This window comes from Pseudomonas sp. VD-NE ins, assembly GCF_031882575.1.
Lineage (GTDB): Bacteria > Pseudomonadota > Gammaproteobacteria > Pseudomonadales > Pseudomonadaceae > Aquipseudomonas > Aquipseudomonas fluorescens_BZ.
The window spans coordinates 5438221-5462543 of the sequence record NZ_CP134772.1 but is presented as its reverse complement, the minus strand read 5'-3'; the positions used below and the strand labels follow the sequence as shown (position 1 = coordinate 5462543).

22 protein-coding genes are annotated in these 24323 nt (G+C 58.9%); 11 read left to right on the top strand and 11 right to left on the bottom strand.

Going from position 1 to position 24323, the window contains the following annotated elements:
• Positions 1–213: 213 nt before the first annotated feature.
• Genes RMV17_RS24270 through RMV17_RS24260 form a run of 3 tightly spaced genes read right to left on the bottom strand, consistent with a single transcriptional unit; the run spans position 214 to position 5155 of the window.
• Positions 214–888, bottom strand: coding sequence for a heavy metal response regulator transcription factor (locus RMV17_RS24270; protein WP_242206788.1), 675 nt, complete (start codon positions 886–888; stop codon positions 214–216).
• An 8-nt stretch (positions 889–896) separates the two neighbouring features.
• On the bottom strand, positions 897–3998 hold the full coding sequence (locus RMV17_RS24265) for a multidrug efflux RND transporter permease subunit (RefSeq protein WP_311883122.1): 3102 nt from the start codon (positions 3996–3998) through the stop codon (positions 897–899).
• Complete coding sequence (locus RMV17_RS24260; protein WP_311883121.1) at positions 3995–5155, bottom strand: efflux RND transporter periplasmic adaptor subunit; 1161 nt, start codon at positions 5153–5155, stop codon at positions 3995–3997. Before RMV17_RS24260 ends, RMV17_RS24265 begins: the two co-directional genes overlap by 4 nt.
• A 1063-nt stretch (positions 5156–6218) precedes the next feature.
• Between RMV17_RS24260 and RMV17_RS24255 the strand changes: the two genes are divergently transcribed.
• The 3 genes from RMV17_RS24255 (at position 6219) to RMV17_RS24245 (ending at position 7513) form a co-directional block, all read left to right on the top strand.
• Positions 6219–6581: a DUF6124 family protein gene (locus tag RMV17_RS24255; RefSeq protein ID WP_311883120.1), complete on the top strand. Its 363-nt coding sequence runs from the start codon at positions 6219–6221 to the stop codon at positions 6579–6581.
• 275 nt (positions 6582–6856) lie between these two features.
• A complete protein-coding gene (locus RMV17_RS24250; RefSeq protein WP_034156075.1) occupies positions 6857–7162 on the top strand; it encodes a hypothetical protein in 306 nt (101 codons plus the stop codon).
• 111 nt (positions 7163–7273) lie between these two features.
• Complete coding sequence (locus tag RMV17_RS24245; protein WP_034156076.1) at positions 7274–7513, top strand: hypothetical protein; 240 nt, start codon at positions 7274–7276, stop codon at positions 7511–7513.
• 175 nt (positions 7514–7688) lie between these two features.
• On the opposite strand, the gene RMV17_RS24240 is transcribed toward RMV17_RS24245, so the two are convergent.
• The 5 genes from RMV17_RS24240 to norR all read right to left on the bottom strand — a co-directional run bounded on the left by RMV17_RS24240 (position 7689) and on the right by norR (position 12265).
• Complete coding sequence (locus tag RMV17_RS24240; protein WP_311883119.1) at positions 7689–8438, bottom strand: YkgJ family cysteine cluster protein; 750 nt, start codon at positions 8436–8438, stop codon at positions 7689–7691.
• Positions 8439–8521: 83 nt separating this feature from the next.
• Positions 8522–8848 carry a hypothetical protein gene (locus RMV17_RS24235; RefSeq protein WP_311883117.1) on the bottom strand — a complete coding sequence of 109 codons (327 nt, stop codon included), beginning with the start codon at positions 8846–8848 and terminating at the stop codon, positions 8522–8524.
• A 156-nt stretch (positions 8849–9004) separates the two neighbouring features.
• Positions 9005–9463, bottom strand: coding sequence for a GNAT family N-acetyltransferase (locus RMV17_RS24230; protein WP_311883115.1), 459 nt, complete (start codon positions 9461–9463; stop codon positions 9005–9007).
• Positions 9464–9490: 27 nt separating this feature from the next.
• Positions 9491–10393: a chemotaxis protein CheV gene (locus RMV17_RS24225; RefSeq protein WP_034156080.1), complete on the bottom strand. Its 903-nt coding sequence runs from the start codon at positions 10391–10393 to the stop codon at positions 9491–9493.
• A gap of 312 nt (positions 10394–10705) precedes the next feature.
• On the bottom strand, positions 10706–12265 hold the full coding sequence (norR, locus tag RMV17_RS24220; protein WP_311883112.1) for a nitric oxide reductase transcriptional regulator NorR: 1560 nt from the start codon (positions 12263–12265) through the stop codon (positions 10706–10708).
• A gap of 164 nt (positions 12266–12429) precedes the next feature.
• Between norR and hmpA the strand changes: the two genes are divergently transcribed.
• From hmpA to RMV17_RS24180, 8 genes are all read left to right on the top strand, one after another.
• Positions 12430–13611, top strand: coding sequence for an NO-inducible flavohemoprotein (hmpA, locus tag RMV17_RS24215; RefSeq protein ID WP_311883110.1), 1182 nt, complete (start codon positions 12430–12432; stop codon positions 13609–13611).
• A gap of 235 nt (positions 13612–13846) precedes the next feature.
• Positions 13847–14356, top strand: a complete 510-nt coding sequence (locus RMV17_RS24210; protein WP_034156083.1) for a disulfide bond formation protein B — start codon at positions 13847–13849, stop codon at positions 14354–14356.
• 825 nt (positions 14357–15181) lie between these two features.
• Positions 15182–16123, top strand: a complete 942-nt coding sequence (cyoA, locus tag RMV17_RS24205; protein ID WP_007916947.1) for a ubiquinol oxidase subunit II — start codon at positions 15182–15184, stop codon at positions 16121–16123.
• A 3-nt stretch (positions 16124–16126) separates the two neighbouring features.
• On the top strand, positions 16127–18157 hold the full coding sequence (gene cyoB, locus RMV17_RS24200) for a cytochrome o ubiquinol oxidase subunit I (protein WP_007916945.1): 2031 nt from the start codon (positions 16127–16129) through the stop codon (positions 18155–18157).
• Positions 18158–18160: 3 nt separating this feature from the next.
• Positions 18161–18784: a cytochrome o ubiquinol oxidase subunit III gene (gene cyoC / locus RMV17_RS24195; protein WP_034156084.1), complete on the top strand. Its 624-nt coding sequence runs from the start codon at positions 18161–18163 to the stop codon at positions 18782–18784.
• Entirely contained in the window at positions 18784–19119 is a 336-nt protein-coding gene (cyoD, locus tag RMV17_RS24190; protein ID WP_007916940.1) for a cytochrome o ubiquinol oxidase subunit IV, read from the top strand. The genes cyoC and cyoD overlap by 1 nt, the downstream gene beginning before the upstream one ends.
• A gap of 11 nt (positions 19120–19130) precedes the next feature.
• A complete protein-coding gene (gene cyoE / locus RMV17_RS24185; protein WP_007916939.1) occupies positions 19131–20018 on the top strand; it encodes a heme o synthase in 888 nt (295 codons plus the stop codon).
• 405 nt (positions 20019–20423) lie between these two features.
• Positions 20424–20915, top strand: coding sequence for a RidA family protein (locus RMV17_RS24180; protein ID WP_034156086.1), 492 nt, complete (start codon positions 20424–20426; stop codon positions 20913–20915).
• Positions 20916–21187: 272 nt separating this feature from the next.
• Here the strand turns inward: RMV17_RS24180 and RMV17_RS24175 are convergent, their stop codons facing one another.
• From RMV17_RS24175 to RMV17_RS24165, 3 genes are all read right to left on the bottom strand, one after another.
• Entirely contained in the window at positions 21188–21889 is a 702-nt protein-coding gene (locus tag RMV17_RS24175; RefSeq protein WP_034156087.1) for a hypothetical protein, read from the bottom strand.
• Positions 21890–22007: 118 nt separating this feature from the next.
• On the bottom strand, positions 22008–23525 hold the full coding sequence (locus RMV17_RS24170) for a HAMP domain-containing sensor histidine kinase (protein WP_311883097.1): 1518 nt from the start codon (positions 23523–23525) through the stop codon (positions 22008–22010).
• Entirely contained in the window at positions 23522–24232 is a 711-nt protein-coding gene (locus RMV17_RS24165; RefSeq protein ID WP_311883096.1) for a response regulator transcription factor, read from the bottom strand. Before RMV17_RS24165 ends, RMV17_RS24170 begins: the two co-directional genes overlap by 4 nt.
• Between the last annotated feature and the right edge of the window lie 91 nt (positions 24233–24323).

The following is a 24323-nucleotide window of genomic DNA, read 5'->3' as shown; positions in this document are numbered from 1 at the left end:
CAAGGCGCGAGGAGCGCGGTTTGGTCGTTCCAAATAAGCTCCGAGCAACGCAGCCCTGCACAACAGCAGGCTCGGCCCTCCGGGTTGTCGTCTGAAAGCGGGCCATGCTGCGTTACAGCCCTCGGCAAGGAAACAACCCTTACCGTCGGGCTGCGCCTTGCCTGGCCCGCTTTCAGACGGCAACGCGGCGCAGGAAATGAATGATGACCTACCCTAAACACCACGGCTCTCCAGCACATAACCCATGCCGCGAATGGTGTGCAGCAACTTCTCGTCGAACGGCCCGTCGAGCTTGGCGCGCAGGCGTTTGATTGCGACTTCGACGACGTTGGCATCGCTGTCGAAATTGATGTCCCAGACCATCTCGGCAATCGCCGTTTTCGAAAGGATTTCACCTTGCCGACGCGCTAACACGCTAAGCAGCGAAAACTCTTTGGCGGTCAGATCCAGTCGGGTGCCGGCGCGGGTCGCCTTGCGGCTGATCAGATCTATCCACAGGTCGGCGATGCTCACCTGCACCGGTTCATGCCCGCCACTGCGCCGGGTCAGCGCTTGCAGACGCGCGACCAGTTCAAGGAAGGAAAACGGTTTGCCGAGGTAATCGTCGGCGCCGTCGCGCAGACCTTTGATGCGGTCTTCGACGCGCTCGCGGGCGGTGAGCATGATCACCGGGGTCTGCTTGCGTGCACGCAACGCGCGCAAAACGCCGAAGCCATCGAGGCCCGGCAACATGACGTCGAGGACGATCACCGCGTAGTCGCTTTCCAGCGCCAGATGCAGACCTTCGACGCCGTCGCGGGCCAGATCCACGGTGTAACCCTGTTCCGTCAGACCGCGGTGCAGATAGTCCGCGGTTTTTTCCTCGTCTTCAATAATCAGAACGCGCATGACCCGCCTCAGTCTGTGGTTGCTAGCGCTGGTAAAGGCGCGGGCTTAGGCCGATGGAACAGCCGCTCAAGCCATAAGTATATGACCGGCGTGGTGAATAGCGTCAGCATCTGGCTGACCAGCAAACCGCCCACCACCGCGATCCCCAACGGCTGGCGCAGTTCGGCGCCGGTGCCGTAACCGAGCATCAGCGGCAGCGCGCCGAGCAGGGCTGCGAGGGTGGTCATGATGATCGGCCGGAACCGCGTGATGCACGCTTCGAAAATCGCATCCTGCGGCGACAGACCTCGATGGCGCTGCGCTTCGAGGGCGAAGTCGATCATCAAGATGCCGTTCTTCTTGACGATACCGATCAGCAACACCAGACCGATCAACGCCATGATCGAAAAGTCCTGGCCGCAGATCCACAGCATGATCACCGCGCCCAAGCCTGCCGCCGGCAGCGTGGAGATGATCGTCAGCGGGTGCACGAAGCTTTCATAAAGCACGCCGAGAATGATGTACACCGCCACCAGCGCCGCGAGAATCAGCCACGGCTGACTGGCCAGCGAACTCTGGAACGCCTGCGCCGCGCCCTGGAAATTGCCGCTGATGGCGGTGGGCATGCCGATCTCGGCCTTGGCCTGATTGAGCAAAATCACCGCATCACCCAACGCCACACCGGGCGCGAGGTTGAACGACAGGTTGGCGGCCGGGAACATGCCGTCGTGGGCAATCGACAACGGGCCAATGGTCGGCGCATCGAATTTGGCCAGCGCCGACAGCGGCACCATATCGCCACTCAGCGGCGAACGCAGGTAGAAATAGTTGAGGCTTTCAGCCTTGCCGCGCTGTTTGGTGTCCAGTTCCAGAATCACGTTGTACTGATTGACCTGCGTCTGGAATTCATTGATCTGGCGTTGGCCGAAAGCATCGTACAGCGCCTCATCGACATCGCTGGCGGTCAGGCCGAAACGCGCCGCCGCACTGCGATCGATACTGATGTGGGTGATGCTGCCGCCCAGTTGCAAGTCGTTGGAAATGTCACGGAATGCCGGGTTGCTGCGCAGTTTTTCGGTCAGGCGTTGCGTCCATGTCGCGAGGGTCGCGCCGTCGTTGCTCTTGAGCACGTATTGATACTGCGCACGGCTCGGGCCGGAGCTGAGGTTGATGTCCTGGCCGGCGCGCAGGTAGAGGACGATGCCGGGGACTTTCATCAGTTGCGGACGGATACGGTCGATGAACTGGCTGGCGCTGACGTCACGGTCGCCGCGTTTTTTCAGGGCGATCCAGAAGCGTCCGTTGGCGATGGTCTGGTTACTGCCGGAGACACCCACCGAGTGGGAAAACGCCTGCACCGCCGGGTCGGCGGCGACGATTTCGGCCATCGCCAAGTGTTTTTTCACCATGTCGCCGTAGGAAATATCCGCAGCCGCTTCGGTGGTGCCGAGGACGAAACCGGTGTCCTGCACCGGGAAGAAACCTTTGGGGATAAAGATGTAGCCGCCGATCGCCAGCGCCAGCGACAGACCGAACACGCCGATCATCAATTTCTGATGAGCGAGGGCGCGGCGCAGACCTTTCTCGTACCAGCCGAGCAAGCGTTCGCTGAAGCCCGGTTTGTCGTGGGCGTGATGCACCGGTTTGCGCATGAACAGCGCTGCCAGCGTCGGCGCCAGGGTCAGCGACACCACCACGGAAATCATGATGGTCGAGGTCGCGGTCAGGGCGAATTCCTTGAACAGGCGCCCGACCACACCGCCCATGAACAGCAGCGGAATAAACGCCGCCACCAGCGAGAAACTGATCGAGACCACGGTGAAGCCGATCTCGCCGGCGCCCTTGATCGCCGCTTCGCGCATATCGTCGCCGGCCTCCAGATGGCGGTGGATGTTTTCCACCACCACGATCGCATCGTCGACGACGAAGCCGACCGCGACGACGATCGCCACCAGCGTCAGGTTGTTCAGGCTGAAGCCGAGGATGTACATCAAGGCGAAACTGGCGATCAACGACACGCCGAGCACTGCCGAGACAATCAGGGTCGCCGACAACTGGCGCAGGAACAGCGCCATCACCGCGACCACCAGCATGATCGCGATCAACAGGGTGATTTCCACTTCATGCAGCGAGGCACGAATGGTCTGGGTGCGATCGATCAGGGTTTTCACCTGCACCGAGGCCGGCAGCATCGCTTCGAGGCCGGGCAGGGCGGCTTGAATGCGGTCAACGGTTTCAACGATGTTGGCGCCCGGCTGGCGAGAGATCACCAAGTTCACCCCCGGCTGATCACCGGCCCAGGCTTGCACGTAGGCATCTTCCGAACCGTTGACGACTTTGGCGACATCACGCAGGTGAACCGGGGCGCCATCCTTGTAGGAAACGATGAGTTGGCTGTAGTCCTCGGGGTGGAACAACTGGTCGTTGGTCGACAGCGTCGAGATGCTCGATTCGCCGTACAGCGCGCCTTTGGCGAGGTTGAGGCTGGTCTGCTGAATCGCCAGTCGGATGTCGGCGAGGGTCAAGCCGATCGCCGCGAGCTTGTCCGCCGAGGCTTGTACGCGGATCGCCGGACGTTGCTGACCGGTGATGTTGATTTGGCCTACGCCGTCGATCTGACTGATCTGACGCGAGAGCAGGGTTTCCACCAGATCGCTGAGTTCGGTGCCGGGCATCTGCGTCGAGCTGACGCTGAGGATCAGCACCGGGCTGTCGGCCGGATTGACCTTCTTCCACGTCGGCAGCGTCGGCATGTCCTTGGGCAGCTTGCCGGCGGCGGTGTTGATCGCCGCTTGGACTTCCTGGGCGGCGGTGTCGATGCTTTTATCGAGGGTGAATTGCAGGGTCAGCAGACTTGAGCCCAGTGCGCTGCTCGAGGTCATCTGGGTCATGCCGGGGATCGCGCTGAATTGCACCTCCAGCGGCGTGGCCACGGACGAGGCCATGGTGTCGGGGCTTGCGCCGGGCAACTGCGCTGAGACTTGGATCGTAGGAAATTCCGCTTCCGGCAGTGGGGCGATTGGCAAGCGCGGGAAGGCAATCAAACCGACCAGCACCAAAGCAATGGTCAGCAGAATCGTTGCGACCGGGTGATCGATGCACCACGTGGAGACGCCTTTGTGCGCCTTCATGGTTTCGGCTCCGCTTGCACCACCTGCGGCGGCTCGCTCATGACTTGCACGGTCGAACCGGGTTTGAGTCGCGATTGGCCGTCGGTGACCAGCACGTCACCGGCCTTCACGCCTTTGATGATGTCCTGACCGCTGCCTTGATAAACCATCTGTACTTGCACGGCTTCAACCTTGTCGCCATTCACCCGGTAAACGAAGTGTTGGTCGAGGCCGCGTTGTACGACTGTCGGCGGGACGACCAACGCATCTTTGTCGAGGGCTGTCTGAATTTTTACCGTGACCAGCAGGCCGGGCCAGAGCTTCTGGCTGGCGTTGTCGAATTCGGCCTTGGCGCGGATGGTGCCGGTGTTGGCGTTGATCTGGTTGTCTATCAGGGTCAGGTGACCTTCGCCGAGCAGGTTGCCGGTTTCGCCGTCGGTGTCGGCGCCGATGTAGGCCTTGACCTGTGCGCGTTGCGGATCGTTGATCAAGCCTTGCAGGGTCGGCAGCATTTGCTGAGGCAGGGAAAACTCGACGGCGATCGGGTCGATCTGGGTGACGGTGAACAGGCCGGCGGTGTCGGTCATGCGCAGGAAGTTGCCTTCGTCGACTGTGCGAATACCGACGCGGCCGGTGACCGGGGAGCGGATCTGCGTGTAGGAAAGTTGTACTTGCGCCGCATCAATCGAGGCCTGGTTGCCTTGGGCGGTGGCCTTCAGTTGGTTGACCAGGGCTTGTTGCTGGTCGTAGGTCTGTTTCGAGATGCCGTCGTCGACGGTGAGCAGTTTGTAGCGTTTGAGGTTGACCAGGGCAACTTGCAGTTGCGCCTGGCTTTCGCCCAGTTGGGCGCGTGTCTGGTCGAGGCTGGCGCGGATGGAGCGGTCGTCGATGGTGGCCAGCAGGTCGCCTGTTTTGACGAGTTGGCCTTCCTTGACGAGGATTTTGGTAAGGATGCCGTCTATTTGTGGGCGCACTACGACGCTGTGTAATGAGAGTACGGAACCGATGCCGCTGGTGTAGCGGGGGACGTCTTTTTCGCTGACCGCTATGACTCGCACGGGGATGGCGGTGGGGGTGGCGAGTTTGGTCGGGGCGGGTTTCAGGGCGTACCACAGACCTGCGCCTGCGAGGACGATCAATAGGGTGGCGAGCAGGGCTTTGTTCTTTTGGATTCGCATGCGGGGTGGGCGCCGGACGGAGTTTGGGCAGGGTTGTTGTCTTTATAAACCTGTCAGCGGGTCAGTAGGGTGACGGCTAGCTGTCAGCGCTGTCAGTTTCGTTGTGTACATATCCGTTGCTGCGGTAACGGCGGCTTAGGGTTTCGCCCTTACGGCGACTCACTTTTTTTCAAGCGCCAAAAAAAGTAAGCAAAAAACGCTTGCTCCTGCGTGCGGCCCGCTCGCTGGGGCTCGGGGTTCCTTCGCTCCGTGATCGATCCGGGCGCAGCGCCTACGGTTTGCTTCGCTGCACCTCCTCTCGCTGTGTTTGGCTGCGCCAAACGGTCGCTGCGCTCCCACGCCCGGATCAATCCCTCCACTCAGCCTTCCGACGTCGCCCGTGGATCAAGATCAAGAGCAGGCGAGCTGACACTCGGCCTATTGAGTGGTGAAGAGCACGGCGCGCACGGCTTTGGTTTTTGTGGTGCTCTTGCCCCTCACCCCAGCCCTCTCCCGAGGGAGAGGGGGCCGATTTGTGGGCCTTTCAAAATCTGAGTTCAACGCGGTATCGCACGTCGGCGTAGTTCTACCAAACAACTCGGTCAGTCCCCTCTCCCTCTGGGAGAGGGTTAGGGTGAGGGGCTTTTGATTTGTTTCGGAATCTGAATTCGGCTCGGTATTTCACGACGTCGGCGTACCTCTCCCAAACACCACGGTCAGTTCCCTCTCCCTCTGGGAGAGGGCTAGGGTGAGGGTTGGCTTTTGGCTGTTTAAATTTGTGTCAAATAACCAGAACCTTCCCACAAGGTTTTCAGGTTGTCCGTCGGACGTGCGCTCTCTAGTCTTTGGTTGTCGCCGAAAACTCGGCGATCGGGTGTGAGAGCCCGTAGGAACTGTTAATCCAACACCAGTACCACCATAATTGCCGCCGGCTATTTGCTGCCCTGCAATTTTTATGGCGGCTGTGTGCGGGCGAACTTCGGTTCGGCCGGGCTTGTTCCTACCGGTTTCTCACTCCGCACATAGCTGCCACCACTCCGCCGCGTGAGAAACGGCATGTGTTGGCTTTGATTAGGAACATTCCATGACTAAGCCCGTACCAGATCCACCCATCGATCCCACCACCCCACTCGAAGACGCCATCCGCGCCGACGACCAGATCAAAACCCGCGAAGCCATCAAGCGCGCTCTCGACTTCTACCTCTGCCCCGAACCGGTCAAGCCGCGTCAGCCCAGTACGATGTTCCTCATCCACCCGAACATCGACACCGAAAGCCTGCTCGCCCACGCCTGCGAATCGCTGGCTTCAGCCAATGTCATGGCCGGTGATCTGGCCGATCAGCTCAGTCGCCCGCAGCGCAGTACGGCGCTGGCGATCCAGCAGGTCGTCATGCTCGCCGAGCTGGCGGTAAACCGGGCGCTGGACCGGGTTGATCCGCAAACGTAATCCGTCCGAACAGCGCGTCATCGTTCTTCGCGAGCAGGCTCGCTCCCACCATTTGAAACGCAGTCCACCTGTGGGAGCGAGCCTGCTCGCGAAGACGTCTGATTGGGCACCGCATCTCTAACGGCCATTTTTTGTTAAGCAGTCCCAAAAAGGGACCGATCAGTCCCTATTCGGGACCTATTTGCCCACTACGCTTCTCAAGATTCGTCCCTGCACGCGGATAAACATTGTGTAGCCCGGATTCTCTGGGCTGCTCACCCCGGGAGTGTCTTGAAATGAAGCTGAAAACCGCTCTGCCGTATGCGCTTCTCTTGCTTCCACTCACAGCATTCGCCGCGCCGGCCAGTCAATCCGGTGAGATCCGCTTCACCGGGCAAATCGTTGACTCGGGTTGTCAGGTCGGACCGGTCGGGGCATTCGCTGCTCGTGAGTCTCGCCAGATTGAAATCAAGCCAGGCGTGAAAGTCGATGTCGACACTGAGCGCAACGCTTGCAGTCATCAGGCGCTGCCGATTTCCATGCGCTACGAAGCGCTGAAGACCTCGACCGATAAAGGCATCGTCATCATCAGTTACCTGTAAACCGTTCGGCGTGCGCTGCAAATCTTCAGGTGCCGAGCCATGGCGCACAGGTATACTGCGCGCCTTCGCGGCTCACTGATCGGGCCCGACTTTTTGCTTTCCGGAGCTTTTATGACTTCCCCGACCCTGCCGCCGGTTGACGACGCTGTGAGCGATGTCCCGGCTGAACTGGCCGAAACCAGCGATACCAAAGCCGAAATCCCGGCGTTCAAATTTCCGTTCAAGCCGGGCGAGCTGGCCTCTGCCAAAGGCTCGAATCAGCCGTGGTACAAGAACGGCGCCAAGAACGGCCACACCAAGACCCCGGGCATGGCGCCGCCGGGCACCCGTCGTTCGATGGGCAAGCGCTGAGTTTTAATCCCGACAGCGCTCAACGCGGCGATTGATACTGCCTGTGCCGGCCCCTTCGCTGGCAAGCCTGCTCCCACAGGGTTCTCTGTCGTACACAAATTATGTGAACGCCCGAGATACCTGTGGGAGCTGGCTTGCCAGCGATGAGGCCAGTTCGGTTTTTGCAAAACCCCGATCAAGCCGCCCGCAGCGAAATAAACGCATACGTCTGCGCCGGTTCAGTCACCACCTGCGCCCCGGCCGCCACCACTTGCCCGGCCACATCATCCCCGGACACATGAAACACCCACTCACTCGGCGCGGTCGTCAGCGGTTGCGCAGTCACCTGATCAATCACCGAAGCAAAAGCGCTCATATTCGGCAAATACGCAGTAAACCCGTCACCCTTCAGCGCCGTGGTGCGAATCCCGAGCATTGCGCAAATCGCGTCCTTGATACCGATGTCATCCCGATCCGCCTGGCGCGAGCGTTGAATCAAATCGACCAGTTCCTGATCCACCCACTCACCGCCGGCAATCAGCACCGGCCCCTTCTCCCAGGACTCCGGCGGGCAATCCTTGGCGGCCGGGTTGAGCGGGATATGCGGGTTGATTTCGGCCGGATAAATGCGACACACCAACGGCCGCCGCTCGTAGATCCGGCACAGCTTGTCTTCGTCAAGATTCCGACAGGGGCCGACGTTGTACGCGGCGAAAGTGATCGCCACATGGGCGTCTGTCGCGCCGCTGCGAACGACCGCTGAACGCCGTTCGGCATGTTCACGCTGCTGCGCCGGCAAACCCAGGCCATTACCAAGAAAGGCCTCGACCAACACGATCACCTGACCGCCATCCGCCGCCCACATGCGGGCTTCGGTCAAGGTCAGCGGGACATGGTGGTCGGTGCAGCATTTGCCGCAGCCTACGCAGGAAAACGTCGTATTCATTGAGCGATCTGTCTTCAATCAGGGTGTGAAACGGTGGCGGAAAACCACCGCACAGATGCCGATCGAAGCAAATTATGCGCCACTCAGCGGGTTTTGCCGGTTGGGCGGATCGAGTCCCACTCGGTGACGAAGGCGGTTTTCGACTGTTTGTTGTACAGACACAGCTCGCTGCCTTGCTGGCCTTTCATGTGTTTTTGCGGGTATTGGCCTTGCAGCAGAACGGCGGTGTAGCCGACACGGTCATCGAATTGCGCAGGTGTGCCGACCGGTTTGACGTTTTTCAGGCCGCTGGCTTTGCTGCAACTGGCGAGTACGGTTTTGTCGTAGGCGGCCCAGGCGTCGGGGCTGGAGGCGTGGGCCTGGGAGGCGAGGGCGGTAAGGCAGAGCAGGCTTAAGGTGATGGCTTTCATGGTGGGCGTCCTTGGTCGTGGGTGGCCAAGGTTGGAGTATGCCCAAAGAGTTTTGTTGCCTGGGACACCGTTAAAAGATCGCAGCCTTCGGCAGCTCCTACATGGATATGCGGTTCCCTGTAGGAGCTGCCGAAGGCTGCGATCTTTTGACTTTAATCAGTCCGGCACCAGCTCGCGGCGGACCACATACATCCCGGCACTTTCATACAACCGCTGCGCCCGCTGGTTGTCTTCCAGCACCTTCAGATCAACAAAACCTTCACGGCGCTGCTGAAACACCTTGAATACATTGAGCAACAACGCCCGGCCCAAACCGCGGCCCTGCATGCGCGGATGCACCACCAGATTCTTGATATAAGCGCTGGTCCAGCATTGCGCCACGCCGACCACGCCTTCGCCATCGCGGGCAATGAAACACAGCGTCGGATCATATTCAGGATTGCTCTCGAACTGCTGCTGCCAAGCGTCCAGCGCCGGCACCCGGCCGCCACCTTCGCGGTAGCCGAGTTGCATCAAGGCGTGCACGTCCGGCGCCAGTTCGGCGGAGTACGTGCACAGTTCAATGCCTTGAGGCACAAGAGCATCCGGCGCGTCCTTGGCAAGATCGCGCCGCATCAAAAAACAATATCTCTCGGCCAAGACTCAGTGCCCTTGGGCGGCGACGTGTTTGGCCGCTTCGATCAGGCAGTGGGTCAGTTCCGGCGAGGAGAACTTGGTCAACACGCCGTTCGCCCCGGCCAGACGCGCTTTTTCGCTGTTCATCGCGCTGTCGAGCGAGGTGTGCAGCAGCACGTACAAATGGGCGAAGTCCGGCGTCTCGCGCAGGGTGCGGGTGAAGGCGTAGCCGTCCATCTCGGACATCTCGATGTCGGAGACGATCAGGTTGATCTGCTGCGCCGTGCCTTGCAGGTCGAGCAGGCAGTCGATGGCTTCCTTGGCACTGCGTGCGGTGTGGCATTGCAGGCCGAGGTTGCGCAGGGTGTGTACCGATTGCTGCAGCGCCACCTGGCTGTCGTCGACCACCAGAATGCGCGCGTTGCCGAGCACATCAGCGTCTTCCATGCTCAGGTCGGTCGGGGCCATTTCGATCTGCGCCGGGGCGATGCTGTGGATAACCTTTTCGATGTCGAGCACCTGCACCAGCGTGCCGTCCACCGAGGTCACGCCAGTGATGTAGGCGCGCGAGCCACCGGAGCCGAACGGCGGAGGTTTGATGTCGGTGGTCAGGCAATGGACGATTTTGCTCACCGCCTGCACGTGCAGGCCCTGCTTCGAGCGGCTGACGTCGGTCACGATCAGGCAGCCGCCGTTCGGGTCTTCCAGCGGGCGCTCGCCGATGGCGCGGCTGAGGTCGATGACCGACAGCGAGGCGCCGCGCAAGGTGGCGATGCCTTTCACGTGCGGGTGCGACTCCGGCAGTTTGGTCAGCGGCGGGCAGGGAATGATTTCACTGACTTTCAGCAGGTTGATCGCCATCAACTTGCCGCTGCGCAAGGTAAACAGCAGAAGCGAAAGTGAGTCTGCGCGGGCTTTGGTGGAGGACATATGAACCTTCTGTGGAAAGGTGGTGGGCGAGGGTGGAAATCGCCAGAAACTATTGATGCCGGGTTATCGGCGTTAAAGGGGTGGGCTTTAGGTTAGTTGTCGGGTTGTGTTTCGATCAAAAGCCAAAGCCCCTCACCCCAGCCCTCTCCCGGAGGGAGAGGGGGCCGATTGGGGGATATTGTAGTAATTCACCGACCTGAACCTGCTCTGCCGAATCCATAATCGCCTCGATGTTTCAGGTCGGCGTATTACGCAAAACACCTCGGTCAGTCCCCTCTCCCGGAGGGAGAGGGCTAGGGTGAGGGTGTGCTTTTAGCTCTTCATGCCTAGTCGTTTGGCCATGCGCCCAAGATTCGCCCGATCCAGCCCCAACTCCCGCGCCGCACTCGCCCAGTTATCCTGATTACGCTCCAGCGCCGCACTGATCAAACGCCGCTGATACTGCTCGGTCGCACTGCGCAAATCTCCACTGATCAACGGCATCTCAGCCACGACACCGGCAACCGGCTCAACCGAGTTATCCACAACCTCGCGCGGCAGATCCAGATCCGCCGCGCTCAAACTGAGAATCTTCGGCCGCACCTTGCAATTACCTAATGCCTTCAACGCACTGCGCCCGATCAAGTGCTCCAGCTCGCGCACGTTGCCCGGCCAAGTGTAGGTGAGCAGCGCTTCCTGGGCGTCGCCGTTCAGGCGCAGGCTGTTGAGGCCCATGCGCGAGCGATTCTGTTCGAGGAAAAAACCGCTGAGCAACAACACATCGCGGCCGCGATCACGCAGCGCCGGCACACGCAGCGGGTAGACGCTGAGGCGATGATAGAAGTCGGCGCGATAGCGACCGCTGCGCACTTCTTCAGCAAGGTCGCGATTGGTCGCGGCAATCAGGCGCACATCGACCTGATGCTCCTTGTCCGAACCCAAACGCTGCAACTGGCCGCTCTGCAAGACGCGGAGCAATTTCGCCTGCACGGTCAGCGACAACTCGCCGACCTCATCGAGAAACAGTGTGCCGCCATTGGCCAGTTCGAACTTGCCGCGACGGTCGCTGGTGGCGCCGGTGAAGGCGCCGCGCACGTGGCCGAACAGTTCGCTCTCTACCAGCGTATCCGGCAGCGCGGCGCAGTTGAGGCTGATGATCGGTTTGTCGGCGCGCGGTGAGGCGGCGTGAATCGCTTGGGCGACCAGCTCTTTGCCGACCCCGGTTTCGCCGGTGATCAACACGGTCAGATCGCTGCCACCGACCAGATTGATTTCCTCAACCAGTTTCTTCAGCGCTTTGCTCTGACCGATCATCTCGCGGTTCTGCTGACCGCTGGCCTGACGATAAACCTCGGCGCGCTGGTGTTCGTCTTCAGCGCGATTGGCCAAGCGTTGAATGCGTTCGGCGGCGTTGACCGTGGCTGAGGCGAGGCTGGCGAAGGCTTGCAAGGCGTCGAGTTCGATCGGCTCGAAACGTTCGGGGTCGAGGGCGTCGAGGGTGATCAGACCCCAGAGCTTTTCATCGACAAACAAAGGACAGCCGAGGCAATCGTGAACTTCCAGATGCTCGTCGAGGCCATCGACCAAGCCATCATAAGGATCGGGCAAATCGCTGTCGGCGGCGAACCGCGTGGGGCCGGCACCGCTCAGCAGTATCTCGAAGCGCGGGTGCTCGCTGACCTTGAAGCGCCGGCCGAGGGTGTCGGTGCTCAAACCGTCCACCGCCAGCGGCACCAGCGATTCACCGTCGAGGCGCAACAATGCGGCGGCATCGCAAGGCAGCAGGGCGCGCATGGCTTCGAGCAAACGTCGATAACGCTCGCCCTCGGGCAATTCGCGGGACAGGTCGGAGACGAGAGGCAGCAGGGCGGTGAGCAGGGATTTAGCGTTCATGGTCTTGTAGTCAAAGAGACAAGATGTAGTCCGGATGACTATAAGGCTCTTTGAGTCGTTATGACTACGTTATTCTCAAGCTGTTGATTTATATCGATAAATAAGTTGGCACGATACCTGATAACCCTAAGCTAACTTTTCAAGAAAGCTCAGGAGTCATTCATATGCTTAGCGTCCAGGATCGTGCCATCGTCAAATCCACCGTGCCTCTGCTGGAAAGCGGCGGTGAAGCGCTGATCACGCACTTCTACCGCATGATGCTCTCCGAATACCCTGAGGTCCGCCCACTTTTTAACCAGGCGCACCAGGCCAGCGGTGACCAGCCGCGCGCCTTGGCCAACGGCGTATTGATGTATGCGCGGCACATCGATCAGCTCGACCAGTTGGGTGATCTGGTGGCGAAGATCATCAACAAGCACGTGGCCCTGCAGATCCTGCCGGAGCACTACCCGATTGTCGGCGCCTGCCTGCTGCGCGCCATCTCTGAAGTGCTCGGCGAAGAGATCGCCACACCGGAAGTGATGAGCGCCTGGGGCGCGGCGTATGGGCAACTGGCGGACATTCTGATCGGCGCTGAAACCGCGATCTACGACCAGAAAGAACACGCCGTTGGCGGCTGGCGCGGGGCGCGGGAATTCATCGTCGCGGCCAAGGTCGAGGAGAGTGCGGAGATCGTTTCGTTCTACTTTGAACCCGCCGACAAAGGTCCGATCCTCGCCGCCGAACCGGGTCAGTACATCGGCATGAAGCTGATCCTCGATGGCGAAGAAATCCGCCGCAACTACTCGTTGTCGGCTTTGGCGAACAACGGTCAGTACCGCATCAGCGTCAAACGCGAACCGGGTGGCCGTGCCTCCAACCACTTGCACGATCAACTGCAGGTTGGCGCGAGCATTCAGCTGTTCCCGCCATCGGGTGAGTTCACCTTGGCTGCGAGCGACAAACCGTTGGTGCTGATCAGCGGCGGCGTTGGCATCACGCCGACTCTGGCGATGCTCGAAGCGGCGCTGGAAACCGAGCGTCCGGTGCACTTTATCCACTGCGCGCGCAACGGCAGCGTGCATGCGTTCCGCGACTGGATTGATGATTTGGCTGAGCGTCATCCGCAACTCAAGCGTTTTTACTGCTACGCCGAAGATGACGGTGTCAGCCCGGCGGCGGACAAGGTCGGGATGCTGGATCAGGCACTGCTTGGCGAGTGGTTGCCGCAGCAGCGTGATGTCGATGCGTACTTCCTTGGGCCGAAGGGCTTCATGGGCGCGATCAAGCGGCATCTGAAAGCGTTGGGTGTGCCGGAGCAGCAGAGCCGTTATGAGTTCTTCGGGCCGGCTTCGGCTTTGGAGTGATTTAAGACCGAGTCGCCCCCTTCGCGAGCAAGCTCGCTCCCACAGGATCTTCGTTTGACGCAGATCCAATGTGGGAGCGAGCCTGCTCGCGAAGGCCGTTATGCGGTCTCGATTCTTAAATTCTGTTTAAAGGTTAATCGTTTCTTAACCGCTTTATCGTTTATTCCCCCGGTGTAGACTTGCGACAACCTTCAGCCGCGAGCCGGTTGAACCATGGACATAAAAGGGAAACGCGATGAGCGAGGAAACGATTCGGTTGGGCCGTGAGCGGCGCTTTCTGGTGCTGTTGGGGATCATCTGCCTGGCGCTGATCGGTGGCGCTCTATATATGCAGATCGTGCTCGGCGAAGCGCCGTGCCCGCTGTGTATCTTGCAGCGCTACGCGTTGCTGCTGATCGCGCTGTTCGCGTTCATCGGCGCGGCCATGCGCAGCCGTCGCAGCATCACCGTGTTCGAAGTGCTGGTGGTCATTTGTGCGATTGCCGGGGCCGGTGTGGCCGGGCATCACGTGTACACCCAGTTCTATCCGGCGGTGAGTTGCGGCATCGATGTGCTGCAACCGATTGTCGATGATCTGCCGTTGGCGAAGATCTTCCCGCTGGGTTTCCAGGTCGACGGTTTCTGCTCGACGCCGTACCCGCCGATCCTTGGCTTGTCGTTGGCACAATGGGCACTGGTGGCGTTCGTGCTGGTGGTGATCCTGGTGCCGCTGCTGACCTCGCGTAACCGAAAAGCACTGCGCTGAGTCAACTATTCGGCAGACTGGCCGATACAGAAAACGCCTCGATTTGCGTATCAGCCAATCGGGGCGTTTTGCATTTCAGAGTGTTTGTGAAAACACCGTGACGGACGGCAAGGCAGGGTGTGGCAGGTGTGCGACATGTTGTCACACGCGCCGTGTTGCAGGGCTCCTCAGTGACGCGGAATCGGCCGTTGTTACAAAAAAGGATTGGTCTGATTCGGGGTTTTTCGGCTTTAGCACGCGAGTGCCAGAGCAGGCAGTTTTAACAAGCGCGGGTATATGGCCAAAAGCCTTGGGTTATCGGGCTTTGCGCTGTTCCAGCGTTCGGAAATAGCCTGCAGAGCTGTCTGAACTGACGCGGGTACACCTACAATTTTTGGTGTTTTTGTTGAGAATTGATTTCGATAAGATGCGGAACTTTTGCAAAAATGGCGATGGATTGTTGCTCGAACGGATAAAAATTATTTCGGGATAAGACATGGTGTATAGGGCGCTACCTATCTACAATCGCCCGCACTGAATTCCCGGCACTGTTCAGCCTTTATTAAGGAGGCGAGCAGGAAGTCGGGTGTCGAGTGAGTCGAAAGGCTTTCAAGACACCCAGGTGTCGGTGCCTTCCAACTTTCCGCACCAAATGGAATTGGTCTGTAACAAGGCCTTTGACCACGAATTCGAATAAGAACTGACCGCTGTCCCAGGTTTTGTCGAGCGTCTGACGCGCGACGGGCGGCCCTTATTCAATCCAAAGAAAATGCCAACCCTTGGCAGGGTGAAGTGTTGGCGATCAAAACCCAACTGCATTGCGCAAGCTGCTTTAGAGGTCGTGAGATGAGTAAAAACAGGTACCCCAGATTACTAGGCCTAGTGCCGCTGCTCGGCACGTTGTTGCTGGGAGGCTGCAACATGACCTTGCTCAATCCAACGGGCCAGGTTGGCCTGGAACAGCGAAACCTGATCATCACCGCGACCCTGCTGATGCTGTTGGTCGTCGTGCCGGTTATCGTCATGACCTTCCTGTTCGCCTGGAAGTACCGCGCGTCGAACAAGAACGCCGTCTACACCCCGAAATGGTCGCACTCGACCAAAATCGAAGTGGCAGTCTGGACCATCCCGGTTCTGATCATCATTGCCCTGGGTTACATCACCTACATTTCGACCCACGAACTGGACCCGTATCGTCCGATTCAGTCCGACGTGAAGCCTGTGACCATCGAAGTGGTCGCGCTGGACTGGAAGTGGCTGTTCATCTACCCGGAACAAGGCATCGCCACGGTCAACAAGATCGTGTTCCCGGCGCACACGCCAATCAACTTCAAGATCACCTCTGACGCTGTGATGAACTCGTTCTTCATCCCGGGTCTGGGCGGCCAGATCTACGCGATGGCGGGCATGCAGACCAAGCTGCACCTGATCGCTGACCGTAACGCTGAAATGGACGGTATCTCCGCCAACTACAGCGGCGCGGGTTTCACCGGTATGAAATTCAAGGCTATCTCCACCACTCAGGAAGATTTCGACGCCTGGGTAAGTGAAGTCAAGAAGTCACCTAAACAGCTTGATCAAGCTGAATACGCGGCCCTTGCCAAACCGAGCCAGAACAACCCAGTCGAGCTCTACTCCTCGGTCACGCCGAACCAGTTCCAGATCATCGTCGACAAGTACGAAGGTATGAAGCCGGGCAAGCCGCTGAAGCACGAGAAGAAAGAGAAAGAAGTGGCGGCCACGGAAATTGACTCGAGTTCGCATTCAGCTGCCGGGGCAGAGGAGTAAACGATGTTTGGTAAATTAAGTTGGGAAGCAGTCCCATTCCACGAGCCGATCGTGATGGTGACCATCGCCATGATCGCCCTCGGTGGTCTGGCGCTGTTCGCTGCAATCACCTACTTCAAGAAGTGGACCTACTTGTGGACCGAGTGGCTGACTTCGGTCGACCACAAGAAAATCGGCGTGATGTACATCATCGTTGCCATGGTCATGCTGCTGCGCGGTTTTGCCGACGCCATCATGATGCGTACCCAGTTGGCCATGGCCACCGAGGGTTCGCCTGGCTACCTGCCACCTGAACACTATGACCAGATCTTCACCGCTCACGGTGTGATCATGATCATCTTCATGGCGATGCCATTCTTCACCGGCCTGATGAACCTTGCAGTGCCGCTGCAGATCGGCGCGCGTGACGTTGCGTTCCCGTTCCTGAACTCCCTGAGCTTCTGGCTGCTGGTATCCGGCGTAGTGCTGATCAACCTGTCCCTGGGCGTCGGCGAATTCGCCAAGACCGGTTGGGTTGCCTATCCACCATTGTCGGGTCTGCAATACAGCCCTGGCGTGGGCATGGACTACTACATCTGGGCGCTACAGCTATCCGGGTTAGGTACGACGCTAACGGGGGTCAACTTCCTCGCGACCGTACTGAAAATGCGTACCCCTGGCATGAAACTGATGGACATGCCGATCTTCACCTGGACCTGCACCTGGGCAAACGTTCTGATCGTGGCTTCGTTCCCGATCCTGACCGCTACCCTGGCACTGCTGACCCTTGACCGTTACATGGATTTCCACATTTTCACCAATGAACTTGGTGGCAATCCAATGATGTACGTCAACCTGTTCTGGGCGTGGGGCCACCCTGAGGTTTACATCCTGATCCTGCCGGCATTTGGCATCTTCTCGGAAGTGATCTCGGCGTTCACCGGCAAGAAACTGTTCGGCCACCACTCGATGATCTACGCCTCGGGCGCGATCTCGGTACTGGGCTTCATGGTTTGGCTGCACCACTTCTTCACCATGGGTTCGGGTGCCAGCGTCAACGCCTTCTTCGGTCTGGCGACGATGCTGATTTCCATCCCGACGGGTGTGAAGCTATTCAACTGGCTGTTCACCATCTACCAGGGTCGTCTGCGCTTCACCAGCCAGGTTCTGTGGACTCTGGGCTTCATGGTGACCTTCGCCATCGGCGGCATGACTGGCGTACTGCTGGCCATTCCGGGTGCTGACTTCGTTCTGCACAACAGCCTGTTCGTGATCGCGCACTTCCACAACGTGATCATCGGCGGTGCGGTATTCGGTTACATCGCTGGTTTCGCGTTCTACTTCCCGAAAGCGTTCGGCTTCAAGCTGCACGAAGGCTGGGGTAAAGCAGCGTTCTGGTTCTGGATCTCGGGCTTCTTCGTCGCGTTCATGCCGCTCTATGCACTGGGCTTCATGGGCATGACCCGTCGTCTGAACGCCACCACCAACCCTGAATGGGTACCGTACCTGTACGTTGCCATGTTCGGTGCGGTGATGATCGCTGTGGGTATTGCCTGCCAGCTGATCCAGCTCTATGTGAGCGTGCGTGACCGCAACAAGCCAGAGAACGTTTGCGATCACGGTGACCCGTGGAATGCACACACCCTGGAATGGTCGACCTCGTCGCCACCTCCGTTCTACAACTTTGCTGTGCTGCCTAAGGCTGACTGCATCGACCCGTTCACCGAAGCCAAGGAAAACGGTACTGCGTACCAGCGTCCGGCCAAGTACGAGCCGATCCACATGCCGAACAACACCGCCACTGGCGTGGTGATGGGCGCACTGTTGACCGTCTTCGGTTTCGCGATGATCTGGCACATCTGGTGGTTGGCGATCGCCAGCCTGGCCGGCACCGTCATCTACTTCGTGATCCACGCTGCACGTGACGACCAGGGCTATATGGTTCCGGTTGAAACGATCGAGCGTATCGAAGCCGAGCAGCACAAGCGTCTGGTTGCGGCAGGGAAAATCCCGGCCGGTGCCACCCGTGTTGAAACCTCGTTGGAACAGGCTTAAACCATGTCGAACTTAGTGACCAATGTTGGACACGCCCATGGTGACCATGGGCACGATGACCATCACCACGACTCGGGCGAGATGACCGTATACGGTTTCTGGCTCTACCTGATGACCGACTGCATTCTGTTTGCGTCGATCTTCGCGGTGTACGCAGTACTGGTAAACAACGTTGCCGGTGGCCCGTCGGGCCACGACATCTTCGAACTGCCATACGTGCTGGGCGAAACCGCTCTGCTGTTGTTCAGTTCGATCACCTACGGCTTCGCCATGCTGGCGTTGTTCAAAGGCAAGAAGCAGCAGGTTCTGGGTTGGTTGTTCATGACCTTCCTGCTGGGCGCAGGCTTTATCGCCATGGAGATCAACGAGTTCCACCTGTTGATCTCCGAGGGCTTCGGTCCTAGCCGTTCGGGCTTCCTGTCCGCGTTCTTCACCCTGGTCGGTACCCACGGTCTGCACGTATCTGCGGGTCTGATCTGGATGGGCATCATGATGTACCAGGTCAACAAGCACGGCCTGACGGCGACCAACAAGACCCGTCTGAGCTGCCTGAGCCTGTTCTGGCACTTCCTGGACGTGGTGTGGATCTGCGTATTCACCGTTGTTTACCTGATGGGGACTCTGTAATGGCTAATGCACACTCCCATGACAGCCATGATGCTGGCCACGGCAGCGTAAAGTCGTACGCCATTGGCTTCATCCTGTCGGTGATCCTGACCGTGATTCCATTCGGTCTGGTGATGTACCCGAGCCTGCCGAAGGCCACCACGCTGGCAATCGTTCTGCTGTTCGCAGTGATCCAGGTGATCGTTCACCTGTATTACTTCCTGCACCTGGACCGTTCCATTGCTCAGCGTAACAACGTGATTGCATTCGTCTTTACGGCGATCGTGATCGTGCTGCTGGTTGGCCTGTCGTTGTGGATCATGTTCAGCATCCACACCTACATGATGGCGAAGTGAGGTAAGACCCGATGTCGCTCAAGCACTTTATCCAAATCACCAAACCGGGGATCATTTTCGGTAACGTGCTTTCTGTGGCAGGCGGGTTCTTCCTGGCCTCGAAAGGGCATGTGGATCTGGCGGTGTTTCTGGCTGCCATGATCGGTACATCCCTGGTTGTTGCCTCCGGTTGCGTGTTCAACAACTGCATCGACCGCGACATCGACCTGAAGATGGAACGCACCAAGAACCGGGTGCTGGTGCAGGGCTTGATCTCCCTGAAACTGGCCCTGGTCTACGCGACCATCCTTGGTGTTCTCGGCGTTGCGTTGTTGTACAAGGTGGCCAACCCGTTGGCTGCCCTGTTCGCCGTAATCGGTTTCATCATCTACGTCGGCTTCTACAGCCTGTACCTCAAGCGCAAGTCGGTTCACGGCACGCTGGTGGGCAGTCTGTCGGGCGCCATGCCGCCAGTGATCGGTTACGTCGCCGTAACCAACAGCTTCGACATGGCCGCGCTGACGTTGCTGGTGATGTTCAGCCTTTGGCAGATGCCGCATTCCTACGCCATCGCGATCTTCCGCTTCAACGATTACCTGGCCGCATCGATTCCGGTGTTGCCAGTGAAGCGCGGGATTCAAGTGGCCAAGAAGCACATCCTGCTCTACATCCTGGCGTTCCTCGTAGCGACCTTGATGCTGACCTTCAGCGGTTACGCCGGCATGAGCTACCTCGCCGTTGCCGCGGCCATGGGCATGTACTGGTTGTACATGGCCTGGACCGGCTACAAAGCGGTGGATGACACGGTCTGGGCACGCAAGCTGTTCGTGTTCTCGATCTTCACCATCACTGCGTTGAGCGTCATGATGTCTCTGGACTTCAAGGTGCCCGCAGAGCTGCTGCTGACGTACGCGCCGTAAGGTTCGAGGCTTGAAGAAAAACCCCGCACATTGAGAGATGTGCGGGGTTTTTTGTTGGGTGCTATTTAAGGTTGAGCGTGTCTTTGGGAAACGACTGTCTGCTTATAGAGAGATCTCCTACCTTCAGAAAACTTTTCATTAGTTAGGATCCCAGAGGCTATTTTCTAATGGGGCAGGTTTGGATGAAAAAGCGCGATCTGTTTGCTGAGTTAATGCAGGGCGTCGCAGAGATGGCGGCTCACCGTGAAAATGTGGCGAAGGATGCCTTAGCGGCCGGTTGCTATCACTTCGTGAAACACCTAGATTTGGATCCAACTATGTCGATGACCTGCCACAAATCGAATCTCCGGCAATCATCGGTCTTAACCTGCGGTTCTTCATGCACTGATCATAAGGCTGGGCGAAATGACTGAGAGGATGACCTGCGACGAGCGTTTTATTGCCCTGGCCCAAGAGCTGAACTACGACATTTATGGTGAGAACACCGCCGGCGGCAATTACGCGCCGCTGATCCGTCATCATGATGAGCTGTACATCAGCGGCATGGTGCCGCGTACCCATGGCAAGATTCAATACCCCGGTCGGGTTGGGCTGGAGTTGACCCTCAAGGATGCGCAAGCCGCCGCGAGTATCAGTGCAATGCGTTGTCTGGCGCTGATCGTCGATGCGGTGGGTTCGCTGGACAAGATCAAGGCGTTGTTGCGGGTCACCGTGTACGTGAAGTCGACGCCGGACTTCGTTGACCTGAGTGAAGTGGCCAACGGTGCGTCGGACGTGTTCAGTCATGTACTCGGCGATGCCGGCCGGCACACGCGCACCACAGTCGGTGTGTATCAGTTGCCGAAGAATGCGGCGATTGAGGTGGACATGATTGTGGCGTTGCATCCTTCGGCTTGAGGTGGTTTGGCGGCTTGCCCTCACCCTAACCCTCCCGAAACGTCGGACCGCCCGTAGGGAGAGGGGACTGACCGGGGTGGTTGGGCGAGATGCGTCGAAACGGAATATCGCGTCGAGCACGAATCTTGAGCGGCACGCAGATCGGCTCCCTCTCCTGGGGGAGAGGGCTGGGGTGAGGGGCTACAATCCAAGCAACACCGCCAATTACCAGCCGAAAAAAAAGCCCCGCCTGATCACTCAGCGCGGGGCTTTTTCATACAGCGGCTGCGCTATTACTGCGCGGCGATGCTGTAACCATCAAACGCAGTCTGCTGTTGCAGCGCGGTGATGATGTTCTTGCGGTTTACTGCCTGCTCGGTACCAGCGTTATCAACGAAGACTTCGCTTTCCAGCTCAGCTTCTTCGCCTTCACCGATAAAGGTGAAACCGAGGAATTCAAGCGCTGCACGGTCAACGTTCAGGCGCGAGCGTGGTGTGCGCAGTGGCAAGGTCACGCTAATGCCGTCCTTGCTGATGGTGAAGATTTCGACTTCTTTCTTCTTCGCAGCCTTGCTCTTGCCGCCACTCGGGTTGCTGATCGCCTGATGGGTCTGGTTCAGCACTTTCAGCGCGAGGCCATAAACGATTTCCTGGAACGCCGGATCATCTTTGAAGCTGGACAGAATGCGGCCGATCGAGAACTTGCTGCTGAGGTCTTCGAGAGCAGCGAGGTCGGCGGCTTCGGCGTCTTTCAGCGCCTTGAGTTCGCCCATCAGCTCGTAGGCCTTGTCGTCATCGAAGCTGTCGTGAGCCTGACGGATCGCCGCGCGCAATTCGCGGATCTGGTCGCTTTCGCGGGTCGACTGGAACGCGTCCAGGACCATCTCGCTGATGATTTTGGCTTGTGGCAGGTGTTGTGAAAGATTGATGGAGTTTTCGTATTCCGCTTTGGACGATTCGGTGACTACGGATTCAGCGGTGTTGAAATCGGACATTGAAATTTCACTACTTTTTAACTTGAGTGGAGATGAGAAAACCCGAGGGCTTTTTCAGGCCGACTAATTTAGGGGAGCGGGGCGGCGTTGTCACGGAGCAACGGGCCGGCGGTCTCAACTATTTGCCGGAGCTGTTCAAATTCATTGAACGCATCATCCATTGTTCAGCGGTTTGCTGATCCGTTGGCAGCGAGAAGCGGAACGTTGCGCCGCTCCCGCTGACGTCGAGCAACTCAATCTCACGGCCATGCAATTGCAGGATGCGGTGCACGATACGCAGGCCAAATCCCCCGTCACGCCGTGCGCCACCGATATTGAACGGGCGCAGGAACAAGCCTTCGCGCAACTCGGGAGCGATGCCGGGGCCGGTGTCACTGACCGTCACGTCGACCAAAGCCCCTTGGGGTTTCAGATCGAACTCGATCTCGCCGCCCAGAGGTGTATACCGTAAAGCATTGTCCACCAGGTTGGTCAGTACCCGCTCGATCAATCCGAGGTCGGCGCAGACCGTTGGCAGGTTCGGCACAAAATGAGCTTTGAGTTCGACCTGCCGCGCTTCGGCCGTCAGTTCGAATTTCTGAAAGATGTCCTGCACCAGATCGATCAGGGAAAAGCGCTCTAGCACCGGTTGTACAAAGCCGTGCTCCAGACGCACCAGTTCCAGCAGCGATTGCGCCAGACCGCCCACTTTGCGGCTTTGATCCAGAGCGATGCCGAGATAGCGTCGACGCTCCTCGGCCGACAGCGTGGCGTCCTTCAGTTGCAGGGTTTCCAGATACCCGTGCAGCGAAGCCAGCGGCGTGCGCAAGTCGTGGGAAATATTCGCCACCAATTCGCGGCGCTCCTGATCCTGTCGCGTAAGCGAGCGCCACTGTTCACCGAGGCGGTTTTGCATTTGACGGAACGCTGCATCCAGCAGGGCGATTTCGTCCGGGTCGGCGGTTTTATCCACAGGTGTCGTGAGGCGCTGAGGTGACGGCGCGCCGTCTATGTCGAAGCAGCTGACGGTTTCGGTCAGTCTGCGCAGTGGCCGGGTGATCAGATTGAAAGCCGTCAGACCGGCAATCAAACACAGCAACGCGACCAGTCCGATCGAAAGCAATGCGGTGTTGAGCGCGGCGCTGGTGGCGCCTCGCTCGGCATAGCGATCATGAGCTTCGCTCAGCAGAACTACATACAGATAGCCGGCGGCTTTGCCATTGACCTGCAATGGCGCGGCGCTGAACACCTTGCGCCCATCAACGCTGCGCGGGTCATCGCCCAGGATCGGCAACGGCCCGTCATTGAGCAGTTGGCGAATCGGCGCCAGATCGATTTGCTGGCGGCGTATCCGCCCTTCGGGCGCAGCACTTCCGACAATCCGTCCCTCGGTGTCGAGCAGGTACACCTCGACACTCGGGTTGACCAGCATCAGTTGGCTGAACAGTTCACGCACAGCGCCGGGCATCAAACCGTTGCTGTCCATCAGCACCGTGTCGTGGGCGATGTGCTGCGCCAGATCTCGCGACAGGCCTTGCACCACTTCCAGCTCATGCATGTGACTGGAGCGCACCTGCAGCCAAGCCGATGTGCCGCAGCACACCAACAGCAGCACGGCGAATACCACGGACAGGCGCTGCGTCAGGGTCAGTTTCATGGCTGCTCGGTACCGAATTTATAGCCGCGACCCCACACGGTGAGGATGCGCGCTGGCTGTGCCGGGTCTTTTTCGATCTTCGCCCGCAGGCGATTGATGTGGGCGTTGACCGTGTGTTCGTAACCCTCGTGGCTGTAACCCCAGACGGCGTTGAGCAGATCCATGCGCGAGAACACTTTGCCCGGTTGGCGGGCGAAGAAGTACAGCAGATCGAACTCACGAGGCGTGAGGTCCAGCCGTAGAGCGTCGAGGCTGACTTCGCGGGTGATCGGGTCGATAGTCAGGCCATCGAGACTCAAGCTGCCGGCGTCCATTTTAAGATTGCGCGCCATCGCGTCGACTCGGCGCAGCAAGGCTTTGACCCGAGCGACCAGTTCCAGCATCGAAAACGGCTTGGCGAGGTAGTCGTCGGCGCCCAGTTCCAGGCCAAGGATGCGGTGCAGTTCACTGGAGCGGGCGCTGGTGATGATGATCGGTGTGTAACGGGCCATCGCGCGGGCGCGGCGGCAGATTTCCAGACCGTCGACCCCCGGCAGCATCAGGTCGAGGATCAGTGCATCCCAATGACCTTGTTGCAGCAGGCGCATGCCTTCGTCGCCGTCGGCGCAGTGTGTGACCTCGAATTGTTCGTCCCGCAGATGGAGGCAAATCAGGTCGGCGATGTGTCGGTCATCCTCGACCACAAGGATGCGTTTGGTCTGTTCCATGAAGCTCAATCCTTCGGCGCGATAAGCGCATTGTGCGGGTTTTCCTCCGGGCGAGTTATCACGAATTCGTTAACTTCCCGTGAGGATTTGG

Bases quoted from the DNA above. Each gene is read 5' to 3' on its own strand.
- RMV17_RS24165 (WP_311883096.1), bottom strand. From the start codon at position 24,232: ATGGAACAGACCAAACGCATCCTTGTGGTCGAGGATGACCGACACATC.
- RMV17_RS24235 (WP_311883117.1), bottom strand. From the start codon at position 8,848: ATGAAAGCCATCACCTTAAGCCTGCTCTGCCTTACCGCCCTCGCCTCC.
- RMV17_RS24225 (WP_034156080.1), bottom strand. From the start codon at position 10,393: ATGTCCTCCACCAAAGCCCGCGCAGACTCACTTTCGCTTCTGCTGTTT.
- RMV17_RS24170 (WP_311883097.1), bottom strand. From the start codon at position 23,525: ATGAAACTGACCCTGACGCAGCGCCTGTCCGTGGTATTCGCCGTGCTG.
- cyoC (WP_034156084.1), top strand. From the start codon at position 18,161: ATGTCGAACTTAGTGACCAATGTTGGACACGCCCATGGTGACCATGGG.
- RMV17_RS24265 (WP_311883122.1), bottom strand. From the start codon at position 3,998: ATGAAGGCGCACAAAGGCGTCTCCACGTGGTGCATCGATCACCCGGTC.
- cyoE (WP_007916939.1), top strand. From the start codon at position 19,131: ATGTCGCTCAAGCACTTTATCCAAATCACCAAACCGGGGATCATTTTC.
- RMV17_RS24175 (WP_034156087.1), bottom strand. From the start codon at position 21,889: ATGTCCGATTTCAACACCGCTGAATCCGTAGTCACCGAATCGTCCAAA.
- hmpA (WP_311883110.1), top strand. From the start codon at position 12,430: ATGCTTAGCGTCCAGGATCGTGCCATCGTCAAATCCACCGTGCCTCTG.
- RMV17_RS24255 (WP_311883120.1), top strand. From the start codon at position 6,219: ATGACTAAGCCCGTACCAGATCCACCCATCGATCCCACCACCCCACTC.
- cyoA (WP_007916947.1), top strand. From the start codon at position 15,182: ATGAGTAAAAACAGGTACCCCAGATTACTAGGCCTAGTGCCGCTGCTC.
- RMV17_RS24230 (WP_311883115.1), bottom strand. From the start codon at position 9,463: ATGCGGCGCGATCTTGCCAAGGACGCGCCGGATGCTCTTGTGCCTCAA.
- RMV17_RS24260 (WP_311883121.1), bottom strand. From the start codon at position 5,155: ATGCGAATCCAAAAGAACAAAGCCCTGCTCGCCACCCTATTGATCGTC.
- cyoD (WP_007916940.1), top strand. From the start codon at position 18,784: ATGGCTAATGCACACTCCCATGACAGCCATGATGCTGGCCACGGCAGC.
- RMV17_RS24210 (WP_034156083.1), top strand. From the start codon at position 13,847: ATGAGCGAGGAAACGATTCGGTTGGGCCGTGAGCGGCGCTTTCTGGTG.
- cyoB (WP_007916945.1), top strand. From the start codon at position 16,127: ATGTTTGGTAAATTAAGTTGGGAAGCAGTCCCATTCCACGAGCCGATC.
- RMV17_RS24270 (WP_242206788.1), bottom strand. From the start codon at position 888: ATGCGCGTTCTGATTATTGAAGACGAGGAAAAAACCGCGGACTATCTG.
- RMV17_RS24180 (WP_034156086.1), top strand. From the start codon at position 20,424: ATGACTGAGAGGATGACCTGCGACGAGCGTTTTATTGCCCTGGCCCAA.
- RMV17_RS24250 (WP_034156075.1), top strand. From the start codon at position 6,857: ATGAAGCTGAAAACCGCTCTGCCGTATGCGCTTCTCTTGCTTCCACTC.
- RMV17_RS24245 (WP_034156076.1), top strand. From the start codon at position 7,274: ATGACTTCCCCGACCCTGCCGCCGGTTGACGACGCTGTGAGCGATGTC.
- RMV17_RS24240 (WP_311883119.1), bottom strand. From the start codon at position 8,438: ATGAATACGACGTTTTCCTGCGTAGGCTGCGGCAAATGCTGCACCGAC.
- norR (WP_311883112.1), bottom strand. From the start codon at position 12,265: ATGAACGCTAAATCCCTGCTCACCGCCCTGCTGCCTCTCGTCTCCGAC.